Below are 1,052 nucleotides of genomic sequence, written 5' to 3' on the forward strand. Positions count from 1 at the left end.
CTCGAAAATAGAAAAATTTATTCTGTAGTTTCCAAATGCGTTAAAAACTTTATATACAATGACTTTGTGGCTTAATTAATCTTGTAAACTGGTGAAAAGATTCATTTATAGACTTAAAAACTTAACTGCCCATCTCTATATGATTCCATTTTTTTCATGAAAATTTTATCTGTTTCTTCTAAATTTCCCAACAATAAAGGTGAATTAGGGTTGTGTTTTTTCAAATTATTTTTAACGGATTTCTCGCTAAAATTGGCATAACAATATAAACACCCATGAATACATGTATTATATGCTCCAATATCTATGCTAGAAACACATCCACAAATTTTTCTTTGATTTTTATCTTTATCAATTTTTAAATTTATTCCCCAAAGTTTTGAAATTAATCTATCATCAATACATTTTCCATGTGTAATTCCTATATCATTTAGCTCAATTTCTTCAGCACAGGTTTCTAATTTTAAATTGTATTTATTACAAATATTCATTAAACCAGATGCTATTCTTATCATATCTTTTTTATATAAAGGTTTAATATTTAAGTATTTAATATTATTTCTAGTTTTTTTATACATATCTAAGAAACTTATTATGCATTTGTTTGTATATTTGTAAAGTTTACTTGCTGAGTATTCGAAATATTTATAGTGATACTCTTCGTTTATTTTATTGTTTAACAAGATAGGATCATATCTCCATATAACTCTGTCCTTACCAATTATATTTGAAAGTCTAATAAATGTTTCTATTATTTCTTTTTTTCTCGGGACATTGGTTTCTATGCTGCTGTCGTATGAGGTTATTGTGAATTGAAAATAATATTTGTAATCTTTTAATAAAAGTAATTTGTCTATCATATTTTTAGGATTTTTAGTCCAGAAAACTATACAATCAACAATATTTGGGTCTAAAATTATTTTACTAACTTGATGATAATTCATTGGGTTTCTTACCAATACACCAGTTTACAAGATTAATTAAGCCACAAAGTCATTGTATATAAAGTTTTTAACGCATTTGGAAACTACAGAATAAATTTTTCTATTTTC

Annotated in this window: 1 protein-coding gene; it reads right to left on the minus strand. The window is 24.8% G+C overall.

Going from position 1 to position 1,052, the window contains the following annotated elements:
- Window positions 1–113: 113 nt before the first annotated feature.
- Entirely contained in the window at window positions 114–959 is an 846-nt protein-coding gene (locus BUB51_RS12675; RefSeq protein WP_278294563.1) for a DUF1848 domain-containing protein, read from the minus strand.
- Between the last annotated feature and the right edge of the window lie 93 nt (window positions 960–1,052).

The sequence above is a fragment of the Caloranaerobacter azorensis DSM 13643 genome (assembly GCF_900129995.1).
Lineage (GTDB): Bacteria > Bacillota > Clostridia > Tissierellales > Thermohalobacteraceae > Caloranaerobacter > Caloranaerobacter azorensis.